This is a genomic window from Sphingobium sp. LB126 (assembly GCF_002795205.1).
In the GTDB taxonomy this organism is placed as follows: domain Bacteria; phylum Pseudomonadota; class Alphaproteobacteria; order Sphingomonadales; family Sphingomonadaceae; genus Sphingobium; species Sphingobium chungbukense.
Genome location: NZ_NETV01000001.1, coordinates 2,679,100 through 2,692,733 on the forward strand (window position 1 = coordinate 2,679,100; position 13,634 = coordinate 2,692,733).

Here is a 13,634-nt window from a genome sequence, read left to right on the forward strand (position 1 = left end):
GAAGGCGGAAATCGGATGACAATTCGGATCGGCTGGGCAACAAAATGCCGTCCAGCCGCGTTCGTCCGGCAGCGTCCTTTTCGGGAGTTTGTTCATCATGAAAATTGCCGCAATCCTGTTGGCATTGCCACTGGCCGTCCTGACGTCGGCATGCGCGACGAGTTCGTCGGCCGGTGCCCCCGATGCCGATACCGCGGCGCCGATGGCGCATGCCAAATTGCTCGCCGGAGATGGTTCCGCGCGCGGGGAGGCGATGGTGACACAGGCGGGCGACGGCCTGCATGTCGTCGTGCATGCGCAAGGTCTGACCCCGGGCATGCATGCGGTGCATATCCACACTGTCGGGGTCTGCACGGCGCCCGACTTCACAAGCGCGGGAGGGCATTGGAACCCGACCGGGCACAAGCATGGCAAGGATAATCCCGACGGCATGCATATGGGCGATATGCCGAACATGATCGCCGGTGCGGATGGTATGGGCGAGATGGAATATGTCATTCCCGGGGGGACCATCAGCGGTGGTGCGACTCCGTTGATGGATGGTGATGGCGCGGCGATCGTCATCCATGCGCAGGCCGACGACAACAAGACCGACCCGGCGGGCAATGCGGGCGGGCGTATCGCCTGCGGCGTGTTGACGGCGGGATAGGCCCTCGGGGCGAGACGGCGCGGGGGGAAGTCGCGCCGTTTGGCGGCTATGCCGTGTCGGCCCGGTAGCGTTCGACCATGTGATAGGTGGAGCCGGCCGGGCCGAGTTGGCTTTCGAAGAGGGTGAATTCTTCGACGGTGAAGGGCGGGCTTGTCAGGCCGGCGTGGCGAGCCATGAACGCCTCCATGGAGCCGACGGTGCGGCCGAAGCGGGCGAGCGTGACATGCGGCAAATAGCTGCGCTCGTCCGGTGGCAGGCCGGCACGGACGCAGGCGCGGTCGACCTTCTGGTGAAGCTGGGCGAGCGGATCGCGCGGCTGGGCACCGGCCCATAGCGTGTGGACATGGCCCTTCCGGTCGAAACAGCCGACGCCGGCCAGGGCGATGTCGAAGGGTGAAAATCGCACGCTGCCGAGCGCATCGGCCAGGTCGTTGGCCCGATGCCGGTCGACCTCTCCGACGAAGCGCAGGGTGAGGTGCAGTTGCTCGTCCTCCTGCCAGCGCGCGCCCGTAATGCCGTTCATCAGGTCGAGCAGTTCGGTACGGACATCGGCCGGGGGACGGATGGCGACGAAAAGGCGGTGCATGATTTTCCTATAGCCCTTCCATCGCTATAAGTCAGGTTGCGCTACCGGCTTGAATATATGGCGGGATGAGCCGATAATAGGGGTGTCGGCTGTGTAACGCCGGTGAAGGAGATTATCCCATGGCCAATTGGTCCGATCCGCGTTCCGACCTTGCGGGTTTTGGCGGCACGACGGTTGCGCGCGGGGAGGCGTATGACGCCGGCCTGCGCAGCTATATGCTGTCGGTTTACAATTATATGGCGAGCGGTGTGCTGCTGACCGGCCTGGTCGCGATGCTGTTCGCGTCGAGCGGGCTCGCCTATCAGATCCTGGCGGGCCCCGGCATATTGAAATATGTCATCATGTTCGCGCCCTTGCTGTTCGTGATGGTCATGAGCTTTGGCGTGAACCGTTTGTCGACGGTCGCGATGCAGGCGATGTTCTGGGCCTATGCGGCGGTGATGGGCCTGTCGCTCTCGTCCATCCTGCTGGTCTATACCGGGACGTCGGTGGCCCAGACCTTCTTCGCGACGGCGGCGGCCTTTGCGGGGCTGAGCCTCTGGGGCTATACGACCAAGCGCGATCTTTCGGCCTTCGGCACCTTCCTGATCATGGGTGTGGTCGGGTTGCTGGTCGCCAGCCTCATCAACCTTTTCTTCCGGTCGAGCGCGATGAACATGGTGATCAGCTTCATCGGCGTGCTGCTGTTCGCGGGCCTGACGGCCTATGACACGCAGAAGATCAAGAGCATCTATGCCCATGTCGCCGGCACGGAGATGATGGGCAAGTCGGTGGTGATGGGGGCGCTGAACCTCTATCTCGACTTCATCAACATGTTCCTGTTCCTGCTGCGCTTCATGGGCAGCCAGCGGAACTGAGCGCGATAGCGCAGATCGAGTAAAGGCCCGGCTGAGCGTTCTCCGCCGGGCCTTTTGCTTTATGCGGGTTTCTGCATCTTTGCGATCAGGGCGTTGTCCAGTTCCTTCTGCCGTTTATAGGCCGGGCGTTCGCGCAAGCGGGCGGCATAGGCTTCGAAAGCGGGGCGGCTGGGCATGGTGCCGAAGCTGAGGCCCCAATCGACCTGCGACCCGACATAGACGTCGGCGGCGGTGAACTTGTCGCCGCAAATCCAGGCGGGGCCGGATACGGCGGACTCCAGTGCGTTGATCGCGTGGTCGAACGTGCCATAGCCTGCCATGCGCTCACGACCTTCCGGGACGACAAAGCCCAGCGCCTTGTTTGTAACGGCGGCTTCGACCGGGCCGGCGGCGAAGAAGAGCCAGCGATAATAGTCGGCGCGCTTGTCCGTCGGCGGCGCGAGGTTCGCGGTCGGGAAAGCGTCGGCCAGATAGGCGCAGATGGCGGCGCATTCCGTCACGACCTTGCCGGCATGGACGATCGCCGGAACCTTGCCCATGGGGTTGATCGCCAGATAATCGGCGGACTTCATTCCACCGTCATAATCCAGCAGGATCATCTCATAGGGTTGGCCGATTTCTTCCAGCATCCAGCGGGCGATCTGTCCGCGTGACATGGGGTTGGTGTAGAAGGTGATGGTTTCGGCCATGGCATGCTCTCCTGAGGTCAGCGGGCGTGTCGCTGGATGGGACGGCGGCTTCGGAGCTTTTATCATTGCCCAAGAAAAAGGGCGACCCGTTGGGCCGCCCTTTCCATCCGCTTGGGGAGGTTTTTACTTCGCCGATTCCGCTGGCTTGGCCTTCCCACCCTTCTTGCCCTTCTTGGGAGCGGCGGGGGTGATTTCGAAGGCGAGGGCATCGTCCTTCAGCCGGACATGGACCTCGCCGCCATGGACCAGCTTGCCGAACAGCAGTTCCTCGGCCAGCGGCTGCTTGATCTTCTCCTGCATCAGGCGGCCCATCGGGCGGGCGCCGTACAGCTTGTCATAGCCGCGCTTGGTGAGCCATGCCTTCGCGTCGTCGTCCAGGGTGATGTGGACGTCGCGGTCGGCCAGTTGCAGTTCGAGTTGGAGCACGAACTTGTCGATGACCCGCGCCACGATTTCCGGCGGCAGATAGCCGAAGGGCACGATGGCATCGAGGCGGTTGCGGAATTCGGGGGTGAAGAGTTTCTTCACCGCGTCTTCCTGCGCATCCTCGCGGGTGAGTTCGCCAAAGCCGATGCTTTCCTTCGCCATGTCCGACGCACCGGCATTGGTGGTCATGATGAGGATGGTGTTGCGGAAATCCACCGTCTTGCCGTGGTGATCGGTCAGGCGGCCATTGTCCATCACCTGCAGGAGGATGTTGAACAGGTCGGGATGCGCCTTCTCGATTTCATCGAGCAGCAGGACGCTGTGCGGATTCTGGTCGACCGCATCGGTCAGCAGGCCACCCTGGTCATAGCCGACATAGCCCGGAGGGGCGCCGATCAGGCGGCTGATCGAGTGGCGTTCCATATATTCCGACATGTCGAAACGCTGGAGCGGGATGCCGAGCAGCGTGGCGAGCTGGCGTGCGACTTCCGTCTTCCCGACGCCGGTAGGGCCGGAGAAGAGATAGTTGCCGATCGGCTTGTCCGGATCACGCAGGCCCGCGCGTGACAGCTTGATTGCGGAGGACAGCACCTCGATCGCCCGGTTCTGGCCGAAGACGACCCGCTTCAAATCCGTGTCGAGGGTTTCGAGCACCGACTTGTCGTCTGCCGAAACGGTCTTGGGAGGGATGCGGGCCATGGTCGCGATGACCTGCTCGATCTCCTTGGGCGTGATCGTCTTCTTGCGCTTGCTGGGCACAACCAGCATCTGCATCGCGCCGACCTCGTCGATCACGTCGATGGCCTTGTCGGGCAACTTGCGGTCGTTGATGTAGCGCGCCGATAGCTCCACCGCCGCCTTGATCGCGTCGGGCGTGTATTTGACGTTGTGATGCTCTTCGAAGGCGCTGCGCAACCCCGCGAGAATCTTGATCGTGTCATCGATCGTCGGTTCGTTGACGTCGATCTTCTGGAACCGGCGCAGCAGGGCCCGGTCCTTCTCGAAATGGTTGCGGAACTCCTTGTAGGTGGTGGAGCCGATGCAGCGGATCGTGCCGCCCGACAGAGCGGGCTTCAGCAGGTTCGAGGCATCCATCGCGCCGCCGCTGGTCGCGCCCGCGCCGATCACCGTATGGATCTCATCGATGAAGAGAACCGCGTGCGGCATCTTTTCCAGTTCGGTGACGACCGCCTTCAGTCGCTCCTCGAAATCGCCGCGATAGCGGGTGCCGGCCAGGAGTGCACCCATGTCGAGCGAGTAGATCACCGCTTCCTTGAGGACGTCGGGCACCTCGCCCTCGACGATCTTGCGCGCCAGACCTTCCGCAATCGCGGTCTTGCCCACGCCCGGATCGCCCACATAGAGCGGGTTGTTCTTCGACCGGCGGCAGAGGATCTGGATCGTCCGGTCGACTTCCGAAGCGCGGCCGATCAGCGGGTCAACCTTGCCCCGCGCCGCCTTCTCATTGAGGTTGACGGTGAACTGCTCCAAGGCACTGTCCTTCTTGCCCTTGCTGTCCTGCGCCTTCTTTTCCTCTTCCTGCGCGCCCTTGGTCTCGCGGGTTTCGGGCGCCGCAGTGCCCTTGCCCACGCCATGGCTGATATAGCTGACCGCATCGAGGCGGCTCATATCCTGCTGCTGGAGGAAGTAGACGGCATAGCTCTCCCGCTCGGAGAAAAGCGCGACGAGCACATTGGCTCCCGTCACCTCATCCTTGCCGGAAGACTGGACGTGCAGGATCGCGCGCTGGACGACACGCTGGAAGCCGCTGGTCGGGGAGGGATCGCTCGCGCCCTCCACCTTGAGGCTGTCCAGTTCCGTGTCGAGATATTGCGTCACCGCATCGGAAAGCTCGCCAAGCTCCACACCGCAGGCCTGCATCACCTTCGACGCATGTTCATCGTCGATCAGCGCGAGCAGCAAATGCTCCAGCGTCGCATATTCGTGACGCCGCTCGGACGCGTGGGTCAGCGCATTATGCAGGGTGGTTTCAAGGGCGGATGCGAAAGATGGCATGTCTTTTATACTCCTGACCCCAAAGAGGGGCTGTACTTGAACCATATGTCGGCATTGCTCGACGATGGATCAAGGTGCGACCCGAGACCATCGGAATTGCCAGACTGCCCTTGCCCAATGAAATCCCTCCGAGTGAAATTCTCAAGGGAATCGCAGGGGGCGGGGCGCGGGTTCATCGCTTGAATAACGCCTCGGCACTTGCTTTGTGGTTAACGGCGTTTTCAATCTTCGATCGGATGCGGGCGATTTCGCCCTCCAGCGCGAGGACTCGCGCTTCGAGATCGGCCACGGACAACGGGCCCAGATCCTGTCGGAGCAGTTGGGCCAGCGGATCATCGGCCTTTCTCGGGCGATCGTCATCCATGTCCATGAGGTGCAATGTTGACCCTGCGGACCAGTCTGTCAATAAGGCCTCCATTCCGCCCGCCAATTTAGGTGCGGTGCAACAATTGCCGCGGGGGCAGCCAATGGCCGAGAAGAACGCAATTCCGGGCGAAATGACGGCCATCGGTATCCCGGTTCCGGGAGGGCCGGAGGCGCTGGTGCCTGAGCGGCGGCCCGTTCCCGTGCCGGGTCCCGACGAGGTGCTGATCAAGGTTGCCGCCGCGGGCGTGAACCGGCCGGACGTGATGCAGCGGCAGGGGAAATATCCGCCGCCGCCGGGCGCGCCGGACATTCCGGGGCTGGAGGTTTCCGGTTTCATCGTCGCCGCCGGCGGCAGTGCGGAACTGCTGGTCGGGCAGCAGGTCTGCGCTTTGTTGCCGGGTGGGGGCTATGCCGAATATGCGGTCGCGCCCGCCGGGCAATGCCTGCCGGTGCCGGACGGCTACGATCTGGTGGAAGCGGCGGCCTTGCCTGAGACGCTGTTCACGGTGTGGAGCAACCTGTTCGAGCGCGCTTATGTGGTGGAAGGCGACACGGTGCTGGTCCATGGCGGCACCAGCGGCATCGGTACCATGGCGATTTCGCTTTGCAATCTGTTCGATATCAAGGTGATCGTCACCTGCGGCAGCGACGGGAAATGCGAGCAGGCGAAGGCGTGGGGCGCGGACCATGCGATCAATTACCGCACGCATGATTTTGTCGAGGAAGTGAAGCGGATCACAGGAGGGCAAGGGGTTCAGGCGGTGCTCGACATGGTCGGCGGCGATTATGTGCCGCGCAACATCCAGTGCCTTGCCGAAGATGGCCGTCATGTCTCCATCGCCGTGATGGGCGGGCCGAAGGCGACCGTCTTTCTTCCCACGCTGATGAGCAGGCGGTTGACCTTGACCGGATCGACGCTGCGCCCGCGTTCGGTCGCGTTCAAGAGCCTGGTGGCCGACGAACTGATGCGGGTGGTGTGGACCTTCGTCGAGCAGGGCAGGTTGCGGCCCGCGATGGACAGCCGCTTTTCCCTGGCTGATGCGGCCAAGGCGCATGCATGCATGGATGCGGGGGACCATTTCGGGAAGATCGTGCTGACGGTGTGACCGCTGGCGGACATGTTTCCGTTTTGGGTGGGAGGCGGACATTCCCATCGGCCCTCACCCCGGCGAAAGCTGGGGTCTCAGGCCATCTTGCGCGCATCCTCCTCAAATCCCCGCTTTCGCCGGATGACGGATTTAGCGCCGTTTCCATTGACCCGAAATCCCGGAAACCGTAGCATTTTCGTCACATTCGATGCGGATTTGTAACATGGCGGCGCTATGGATTCGCTCCTGAGGGAAACAGCTCAGGGGTCGCATCATGAACGCCATCACACGCCTGCCATTTCTGGCGGACGTTGGTTTGTCGGAGGGCGATGATGCCACCGACGGCCGGTTCGCCATCCCCGAGCGGGAAGGCCAGCGCCGTCGCTATCGCACGATCTGGATTTCTGACATCCATCTCGGCACGCGCGGTTGCAATGCGAGGATGCTGATCGACTTCCTCGACAGCGTGGACAGCGATACCATGTATCTGGTGGGCGACATCATCGACGGCTGGCGGCTCAAGAGGCGCTTCTACTGGCCCGCCGCGCATAACGACGTCGTATGGCGTGTCATGAAGCGCGCCAAGCGCGGGACCCGCGTCGTCTACATCCCCGGCAATCATGACGAGATGTTCCGCCAGTTCACCGGCCTCAGCTTCGGCGGGGTGGAAATCCGGCGCAAGGCGATCCATGAAACCGCCGACGGCCGCAAGTTGCTGGTGCTGCATGGCGACGAGTTCGACACGATCATGCTGGCCCATCGCTGGCTCGCCTTCGTGGGCGACGCTGCCTATACCATGCTGATGCGCGTCAACGTCGTCGTGAACGCCGTGCGGCAGCGCATGGGGCTGCCCTATTGGTCGCTCAGCAAGATGGCCAAGCACAAGGTCAAGAATGCGGTCGAATTCATCTCCCGCTTCGAGGAGGTGGTGGCGCACGAAGCCGGATCGCGCGGCGTCGACGGGGTGGTCTGCGGCCATATCCACAATGCCGAGATGCGCGAGATCGCCGGGATCCAATATTATAATGACGGCGACTGGGTGGAGGGCTGCACCGCGCTGGTCGAGCATTTCGACGGCCGGATGGAAGTGCTGCACTGGGCGGACGAGATCGCCGCGCGGGCCAAGGACGAGCCGGCGCGGATCGCGGCTTGAGGGGAGTGGAGCCGATGCGCCCATCCCCCATGCGTATCATCATCGTCACCGACGCCTGGAGCCCACAGGTGAACGGCGTCGTCCGCACGCTCCAGACCATCCAGACGGAATTGGAGCGGATGGGACATGAGGTAAGTGTGATCTCGCCCGATCTGTTCGGCTCGATCCCTTGCCCCACCTATCCCGAAATCCGGCTGGCCTTTGCCCGTTCGACCGTGGTGGGGCGGATGATCGCCGCTTTCCGCCCCGACGCGGTGCATCTGGCGACCGAGGGGCCGCTGTGCCTGGCGGCGCGGCGCTGGTGCCTGCGCAGCGGCATCCGCTTCACCACCGCCTATCACACCCATTTCCCCGATTATGTGGCTCAGCGCACCGGCCTGCCCGTCGCCTGGTTCTGGCGCTATATCCGCTGGTTCCATGGACCGGCCGAAGCGGTGCTGGTGTCGACCGGATCGGTCAGGCAGCAATTGCGTGCCCATGGCTTGGCGCAGGTGCGCGCATGGGGCAGGGGGGTGGATCTTGCCGCCTTCACCCCCGCCGCGACGCCGCCCGCCATCTTCGCGGACCTGCCGCGGCCGATCCAACTCTATGTCGGCCGTGTCGCGGTGGAGAAGAATCTGGAAGCCTTCCTCACCAGCGATCATCCGGGCACCAAGGTCGTCGTCGGCGACGGCCCGGCCCGCGCCCTGCTGGAAAAGGCCCATGGCGACGCGCTTTTCCTTGGGCCGATGTTCGGCTCGGACCTCGCGGGCGCCTATGCGGGGGCGGACATATTCGTGTTCCCCAGCCGCACCGACACGTTCGGCCTCGTCATGATCGAGGCGCTGGCCTGCGGCACGCCCGTCGCCGCCTATCCGGTCACGGGTCCCATCGATATCGTCACGCCTGACACCGGCGCCCTGTCGGATCGGCTGGAGGATGCGATCGCCGCGGCCCTGGCCTGCGACCGGCAGGCATGTGCCGCCTATGGCCGGACCTTCAGCTGGGAACGCAGCGCGCAGGAATTCCTGGCTGGCCTGCACAATATAGATCCGGAAATACTCGACAGCGCGGCCTGACGCTTTTCCTTGCCCGAGGGCACGGGATGCACTATCCCAGGTCGGGCGTGGCCGCCCTGCTTGGGCGGCCCTTATCGTTTTTAGAGCCGGAGAATTCCCGTGTCCCAGCCTCTCATGCCCCATGCGACCGCCAGCTGGCTGGTCGACAATACCGCTCTGAGCTTCGATCAGATCGCGGAATTTTGCGGGCTGCACATATTGGAAGTGCAGGCGATCGCCGACGATACCGCCGGCATCAAATATACCGGTCGCGACCCGGTCCGCGCCCATGAGATCACGATGGAGGAAATCCACAAGGGCGAGGCCAATCCCGACTATCGGCTCAAGATGCTGAAAGGCCCGGAGCCGGTTCGCCGTACGAAGGGGCCGCGCTACACCCCGGTCAGCAAGCGTCAGGACAAGCCCGATGGCATCGCCTGGATCCTGCGCAACCATCCGGAGATTTCGGACGGCGCGATCGGCAAGCTGATCGGCACCACCCGCACCACCATCGCCGCGATCCGCGACCGCACCCATTGGAACATCTCCAACATCGTGCCCAAGGACCCGGTGACGCTGGGCCTGTGTTCGCAGCGCGAACTGGACGCGCTGGTAGCGAAGGCCGCGAAGAAGGCGGGCATCGAGGCGCCCACCGATTCGCGTCTGGACGGCGATCGCGAGGCGCTGATCAACGAGCTGCGCCGCGAGCGCGAGGATGCCACCCGCCGCGCGGAAGAAGCGCTGAAGGCGGAATCCAACCTGATTTCGGACGCGGCCAAAATCCTCGATCCGTTCAGCGACAATAAGGGCCATGTCTAAGATCATTTGATGCCGTAGCGTCATTTCGCCGACCGCGAAGCGACGCTCCGACCGACATGCCAAAGGGCCGCGCCTCGATGGGGGCGCGGCCCTTTTTGTCGTGCTTGACGCTTGCGTAAAGGGAAGGCGTCACTTACACCCGTGTAAATGGAGAGCAGCGAAAATATCTGGAAAACCCGTTACAATCACCCCTCGGCCTGGGAGCAGGACTTTCCGCCTCTATCCATGGTCGACATGGTGGTGGGCAGCGCCACGGCGAAGCCCGACGCGGTGATGATGGACTTCATGGGCCGCAAGACGACCTATGGCGAAATGTTTCACGTCATCCGGCGCGTGGCCAGGGGCTTGCAGGATCTCGGCGTCGGGAAGGGCGATCGCGTCGGCCTCTATCTTCCTAACGTCCCTCATTATGTCGCGGGCTATTATGGCGCGATGATGGCCGGGGCGACGGTCGTCAACTTCTCCCCGCTCTACACCGCCGCCGAACTGGAGCATCAGGTCGAGGATAGCGGCACGAAGATCCTTTTCACCCTGTCGGCCCGGGCATTGCTGCCCACGGCGCTGGAGGTGCTGGACAATAGCAGCCTCGAACGGCTGGTCGTCGGTTGCGTGGCGGAGGTGCTGCCACCCACCAAGTCGGTTCTCTTCCGCCTCTTCAAGCGCAAGGAAACCGCTCCGGTCCCGCATGACCCGCGGATCACCCACTATGCCGACCTGCTGCGCCATGGCGAGGACCCGGCGCCGGTGCCGATCGACGCCGAACGGGACATCGCGCTGCTGCAATATACCGGCGGCACCACCGGCCGCCCCAAGGGCGCGATGCTGACCCATCAGAACCTGACCGCCAATGCCCGGCAGGTCCGCCTGATCGACCCGCATCCCGAGGCGCCCGACCGCATATTGGCGGTGCTGCCTTTCTTCCACGTCTTCGCCAATACCTGCGTCCTCAACCGCACGGTGCTGAACGGCGGGGAGATGGTGATGCTGCCCCGGTTCGAGGGGACGCAGGTGCTGGCCGCGCTCCAGCGGACCAGGGCGACCTCGCTGCCCGGCGTGCCCACCATGTACCAGGCGCTGCTCGATCATCCGGCGACGCCCAATATCGACTTCTCTTCGCTGCGCCTCTGCATCTCCGGCGGTGCGCCGCTGCCGCTGGAGGTCAAGCAGCGGTTCGAGGCGACGACGGGCTCCAAGCTGGTCGAGGGTTATGGCCTCACTGAAAGCAGCCCGGTCGTCTGTTCCAACCCTTATGAAGGATTGAACAAGGCGGGCACGGTCGGCCAGCCGGTTCCCGGCACCCGCGTCAAGCTGGTCGACCGGGAGGACCCGACCCGTCCGCCGCCCGAGGGCGAGCCGGGCGAGCTGGTCTTTGCCGGGCCGCAGATCATGAAGGGTTATTGGCAGCGCCCCGACGCCGATGCGGAAGTCTTCGTCGACGGCTGGCTGCGCACCGGGGACGTCGGGATGATCGACGAGGACGGCTATGTGAAGATCGTCGATCGCCTCAAGGACATGATCGCGGTCGGCGGTTTCAAGGTCTTCCCCAGCGAGGTCGAGAAGGTCCTCTACCACCATCCTGCGGTCAAGGAAGCGCTTGTGATCGGCATTCCCGACACCTATCGCGGCGAGTGCCCCAAGGCGTTCGTGACTTTGCAGGAGGATGCCGGGATCGACGGCGCGGCACTCAAGGAGTGGCTCAACCCGCAACTCGGCAAGCATGAGAAGGTGTGCGAGGTCGAAGTGCGCCTGAACCTGCCCAAGACGCTGGTCGGCAAGCTGTCCCGCAAGGAACTGGTGGCCGAGGAACGCGCCAAGGCGGAGGCCGCGCGCGCGCAGGCTGGAACGGCGGCCTGATCCTTCCTATCTGTGTGGCCGACACAGGATAAGGACGCAGACATGGCCGAAGAGATCGCAACCCTGGCAGGCGGCTGCTTCTGGTGCACCGAGGCGGTGTACCAGAATCTCAGGGGCGTGAAGTCCGTCGAGAGCGGTTATATCGGCGGCACGCTGCCCGATCCGACCTATGAGCAGGTCTGTTCCGGCGCGACCGGCCATGCCGAGGCGATCCGCATCGCCTACGACCCGGCGGTCATCGGCTATGGCGACCTTCTGGACATTTTCTTCGCCACCCATGACCCGACGACGCTGAACCGGCAGGGCAATGACATCGGCACCCAATATCGCTCCGCCATCTTTCCCCATTCGGCCGAACAGGCGGCGGAGGCGAGGGCCGGTATCGCGCGCGCCCAGGCGGATCAGGCGAAGCCGATCGTCACTGCCATCGAACCTGATGCCCCCTGGTATCCGGCGGAGGATTATCACCAGAAATATTGGGAAAGGGTAGGGGATCGCAATCCCTATTGCATGGCCGTGATCCCGCCCAAGCTCGCCAAGCTGCGCAAGGGGTTCGCGGAGCGTATCGAGGCCTGAAGCCTGTCTGATACCGTTCGTCGCCAACGGCTTGCTCTTCGGGACGGCGTCTCTAATCTGATGATATCGAGGCAAGCCGGGGACGAAGAATGACACGGATCATGATACTGGCTGCACCGGCGCTGATGCTGATCCTGCCGGGATGCATTGCCCGCACGGCGGCCAATGTCGTGACCCTGCCCGTTCGCGCGGGCGGGCAGGTGGTGGATTGGAGCACCACCAGCCAGGAAGAATCCGACCGGAATTACGGCCGCAAGATGCGCAAGCAGGAAGCGCGCGAGGCCCGCGAGCGCAAGAAGGAAGAGGAACGGCGCCGCCGCGAATGCCGGGAGGCAGGCTATGGCAATTGCGGGTGACGGGCTCTTCGTCAGGAACGCGGAATCGCGTGAATCCTGAACCAGCCGATCAAGCCGCCGCGCGTCTGAGCCGGTCGTTGATCGCTATCCCAATCCCTTCGTTCGGGATTGGCGCCACCGCGATCCGCTCGGCCGCGCTGGCGTCGGCGATATGCAGCGCCGCGAACAGATTGGCCGCAGCCTCCCGTATATCGGCGTCTGGGCTGAGGTTCATGTGGCAGGGCATCAGACCGAAGCCGATCAGATATTCGTCCTTCTCCGCCTTCAACGCATTCAGCCGCACCGGCTTGGACGGGGCATAATGGCTTTCGAGCTGCCCGGGCGCCTCGATCTTCGTGCCGTCCGCGCCGCTTTCAGGTCCCGTCACCACCGGCAGGCCCGTAGCCGCCTCCAGCATCGCCGCCGTCACCGGGCCAGGCCGCAGCAGGCGGATGCGGTTTTCCTCCGGCGCGGCGATGGTCGATTCCACGCCCTCGCTGGTCGGTCCTTCGTCCAGGATCAGGCGAACCTTGCCGTTGAGGCTTGACAGCACATGCTCCGCTCGCGTCGGGCTGATCGACCCGCTGCGATTGGCGGACGGCGCGGCGAGCGGCCGCCCGCTCTCCCGGATCAGCGCCCGCATCGCCGGATGGGCGGGCAGGCGCAGCGCCACGGTCGGCAATCCCGCCGTCACCAGCGACGACAGGCCGCTATCGGCCCGCACGGGCAGCACCAGCGTCAGCGCGCCGGGCCAGAAACGCGCGGCCAGCCGGTCCGCCACGGCGGAAAATTCCGCCAGCCGTTCCGCCATTTCCTTGTCCGCGACATGCACGATCAGCGGATTGAAGCTGGGCCGCCCCTTGGCGCTGTAGATCGCGGCCACCGCATGGCTATCCGTCGCGTCGGCCGCGAGGCCGTACACCGTCTCGGTCGGCACGGCGACGGGCTCGCCCGCGCGGATCAGCAATGCCGCCTCGCGCAGCGCTTCGCTGCCATAGCGGCTTATTCGGGTGGAAAAGACTGGATTTGGGATGGTCACGGCCCCGCGATATAAACCTCGCTTGCCGTCAAGTAAAAGGCCATTGCTACAGAAGGATGACATAGCCCCACGGCTTGCCGATGGGGCTACAGAAGAAAGACATAGCCCCACGGCTTGCCGATGGAGCCACAGAAGAAAGACATA

At 63.8% G+C, this 13,634-nt stretch carries 14 protein-coding genes; 9 read left to right on the plus strand and 5 right to left on the minus strand.

Annotated features, from left to right (window positions below):
* The first annotated feature begins 97 nt into the window (after window positions 1–97).
* Window positions 98–649: a superoxide dismutase family protein gene (locus CAF53_RS13150; protein ID WP_100238812.1), complete on the plus strand. Its 552-nt coding sequence runs from the start codon at window positions 98–100 to the stop codon at window positions 647–649.
* Between the two features lie 46 nt (window positions 650–695).
* Here CAF53_RS13150 and thpR read toward each other — a convergent pair whose 3' ends face one another.
* Window positions 696–1,235, minus strand: a complete 540-nt coding sequence (gene thpR, locus CAF53_RS13155) for an RNA 2',3'-cyclic phosphodiesterase (RefSeq protein ID WP_046764543.1) — start codon at window positions 1,233–1,235, stop codon at window positions 696–698.
* 119 nt (window positions 1,236–1,354) lie between these two features.
* Here thpR and CAF53_RS13160 point away from each other — a divergent pair, with 119 nt between their 5' ends.
* Window positions 1,355–2,092 carry a Bax inhibitor-1/YccA family protein gene (locus CAF53_RS13160; protein ID WP_046764542.1) on the plus strand — a complete coding sequence of 246 codons (738 nt, stop codon included), beginning with the start codon at window positions 1,355–1,357 and terminating at the stop codon, window positions 2,090–2,092.
* A gap of 59 nt (window positions 2,093–2,151) precedes the next feature.
* Here the strand turns inward: CAF53_RS13160 and CAF53_RS13165 are convergent, their stop codons facing one another.
* The 3 genes from CAF53_RS13165 to CAF53_RS13175 all read right to left on the minus strand — a co-directional run bounded on the left by CAF53_RS13165 (window position 2,152) and on the right by CAF53_RS13175 (window position 5,593).
* Window positions 2,152–2,781, minus strand: a complete 630-nt coding sequence (locus CAF53_RS13165) for a glutathione S-transferase family protein (protein ID WP_100238282.1) — start codon at window positions 2,779–2,781, stop codon at window positions 2,152–2,154.
* A gap of 123 nt (window positions 2,782–2,904) precedes the next feature.
* Complete coding sequence (gene clpA / locus CAF53_RS13170) at window positions 2,905–5,223, minus strand: ATP-dependent Clp protease ATP-binding subunit ClpA (RefSeq protein ID WP_100238283.1); 2,319 nt, start codon at window positions 5,221–5,223, stop codon at window positions 2,905–2,907.
* A 172-nt stretch (window positions 5,224–5,395) separates the two neighbouring features.
* Window positions 5,396–5,593, minus strand: coding sequence for a DUF1192 domain-containing protein (locus tag CAF53_RS13175; protein ID WP_046764895.1), 198 nt, complete (start codon window positions 5,591–5,593; stop codon window positions 5,396–5,398).
* Window positions 5,594–5,690: 97 nt separating this feature from the next.
* Here CAF53_RS13175 and CAF53_RS13180 point away from each other — a divergent pair, with 97 nt between their 5' ends.
* The 7 genes from CAF53_RS13180 to CAF53_RS13210 all read left to right on the plus strand — a co-directional run bounded on the left by CAF53_RS13180 (window position 5,691) and on the right by CAF53_RS13210 (window position 12,472).
* Window positions 5,691–6,695 carry an NAD(P)H-quinone oxidoreductase gene (locus CAF53_RS13180; RefSeq protein ID WP_100238284.1) on the plus strand — a complete coding sequence of 335 codons (1,005 nt, stop codon included), beginning with the start codon at window positions 5,691–5,693 and terminating at the stop codon, window positions 6,693–6,695.
* A gap of 256 nt (window positions 6,696–6,951) precedes the next feature.
* The gene (locus CAF53_RS13185) at window positions 6,952–7,830 is read left to right on the plus strand and encodes a UDP-2,3-diacylglucosamine diphosphatase (protein WP_100238285.1); all 879 of its coding nucleotides are present in this window, start codon (window positions 6,952–6,954) and stop codon (window positions 7,828–7,830) included.
* 29 nt (window positions 7,831–7,859) lie between these two features.
* Window positions 7,860–8,888, plus strand: a complete 1,029-nt coding sequence (locus tag CAF53_RS13190) for a glycosyltransferase family 1 protein (protein WP_046764537.1) — start codon at window positions 7,860–7,862, stop codon at window positions 8,886–8,888.
* Window positions 8,889–9,002: 114 nt separating this feature from the next.
* The gene (locus tag CAF53_RS13195) at window positions 9,003–9,686 is read left to right on the plus strand and encodes a DUF1013 domain-containing protein (RefSeq protein ID WP_100238286.1); all 684 of its coding nucleotides are present in this window, start codon (window positions 9,003–9,005) and stop codon (window positions 9,684–9,686) included.
* A 147-nt stretch (window positions 9,687–9,833) separates the two neighbouring features.
* On the plus strand, window positions 9,834–11,540 hold the full coding sequence (locus CAF53_RS13200; RefSeq protein ID WP_046764535.1) for a long-chain fatty acid--CoA ligase: 1,707 nt from the start codon (window positions 9,834–9,836) through the stop codon (window positions 11,538–11,540).
* Between the two features lie 42 nt (window positions 11,541–11,582).
* The gene (msrA, locus tag CAF53_RS13205) at window positions 11,583–12,116 is read left to right on the plus strand and encodes a peptide-methionine (S)-S-oxide reductase MsrA (protein ID WP_100238287.1); all 534 of its coding nucleotides are present in this window, start codon (window positions 11,583–11,585) and stop codon (window positions 12,114–12,116) included.
* Window positions 12,117–12,205: 89 nt separating this feature from the next.
* A complete protein-coding gene (locus tag CAF53_RS13210) occupies window positions 12,206–12,472 on the plus strand; it encodes a hypothetical protein (protein ID WP_100238288.1) in 267 nt (88 codons plus the stop codon).
* A 49-nt stretch (window positions 12,473–12,521) separates the two neighbouring features.
* Here the strand turns inward: CAF53_RS13210 and CAF53_RS13215 are convergent, their stop codons facing one another.
* A complete protein-coding gene (locus CAF53_RS13215; RefSeq protein ID WP_100238289.1) occupies window positions 12,522–13,490 on the minus strand; it encodes an L-threonylcarbamoyladenylate synthase in 969 nt (322 codons plus the stop codon).
* Window positions 13,491–13,634 lie beyond the last annotated feature (144 nt).

Coding starts and splice junctions, on each gene's coding strand:
- CAF53_RS13150 (WP_100238812.1), top strand. CDS start 98: ATGAAAATTGCCGCAATCCTGTTGGCATTGCCACTGGCCGTCCTGACG.
- thpR (WP_046764543.1), bottom strand. CDS start 1,235: ATGCACCGCCTTTTCGTCGCCATCCGTCCCCCGGCCGATGTCCGTACC.
- CAF53_RS13160 (WP_046764542.1), top strand. CDS start 1,355: ATGGCCAATTGGTCCGATCCGCGTTCCGACCTTGCGGGTTTTGGCGGC.
- CAF53_RS13165 (WP_100238282.1), bottom strand. CDS start 2,781: ATGGCCGAAACCATCACCTTCTACACCAACCCCATGTCACGCGGACAG.
- clpA (WP_100238283.1), bottom strand. CDS start 5,223: ATGCCATCTTTCGCATCCGCCCTTGAAACCACCCTGCATAATGCGCTG.
- CAF53_RS13175 (WP_046764895.1), bottom strand. CDS start 5,593: ATGGACATGGATGACGATCGCCCGAGAAAGGCCGATGATCCGCTGGCC.
- CAF53_RS13180 (WP_100238284.1), top strand. CDS start 5,691: ATGGCCGAGAAGAACGCAATTCCGGGCGAAATGACGGCCATCGGTATC.
- CAF53_RS13185 (WP_100238285.1), top strand. CDS start 6,952: ATGAACGCCATCACACGCCTGCCATTTCTGGCGGACGTTGGTTTGTCG.
- CAF53_RS13190 (WP_046764537.1), top strand. CDS start 7,860: ATGCGTATCATCATCGTCACCGACGCCTGGAGCCCACAGGTGAACGGC.
- CAF53_RS13195 (WP_100238286.1), top strand. CDS start 9,003: ATGCCCCATGCGACCGCCAGCTGGCTGGTCGACAATACCGCTCTGAGC.
- CAF53_RS13200 (WP_046764535.1), top strand. CDS start 9,834: ATGGAGAGCAGCGAAAATATCTGGAAAACCCGTTACAATCACCCCTCG.
- msrA (WP_100238287.1), top strand. CDS start 11,583: ATGGCCGAAGAGATCGCAACCCTGGCAGGCGGCTGCTTCTGGTGCACC.
- CAF53_RS13210 (WP_100238288.1), top strand. CDS start 12,206: ATGACACGGATCATGATACTGGCTGCACCGGCGCTGATGCTGATCCTG.